This window comes from Parendozoicomonas sp. 209JJ7-1 (genome assembly GCF_058147085.1).
Genome location: NZ_JBYVJU010000165.1, coordinates 1 through 464, shown reverse-complemented (window position 1 = coordinate 464; position 464 = coordinate 1). Strand labels below are relative to the sequence as shown.

The 464-nt window shown below is 48.3% G+C and carries 1 protein-coding gene; it reads left to right on the top strand.

Features of this window, described 5'->3' with window-relative positions:
• The coding region (locus ACY2RQ_RS19855) for a hypothetical protein (RefSeq protein WP_490114746.1) at positions 1-464 on the top strand (464 nt) is incomplete at both ends.

Genomic DNA, 464 nt, shown 5'->3' with positions numbered 1-464 from the left:
CTCTTCCGGATGGTCCTGTAATCCATACACTCAGCTTGATATAGGAAATGAATCATTTGTCGACATAGGCGTCTGGGCTGCGGTTCCAAAGAAAGACAAGACCGGGAAAATCGTAGACTACGACAGGGGTAAAGTCCTGTGCCCCTATTTTTCTGGCTTTTCAACTTGCTGTGCAGATTTGAACAAAGGCCCGTTTTTGGTCGGGGCCGATTTTGCACCCTTTAACTATACCATTATTGACAAGGAGCATGTCCTGAGGACGGGGCGTGTGCTGATGGGGCTGCATGGCCTATATCCATTCATGGACAGACATACTTCAGCATGGGATTCCCAATGCCAGTGGGGGTATGGGGCGGTGCTTATTAATGCGCTGGATATAGCCGTTGACGTGAGTCTGTCATCCATGGGTTATCACTCTTCAAATATTGCTTCAATGGGCGGGAGAACCTGCATAACAAAAGAGA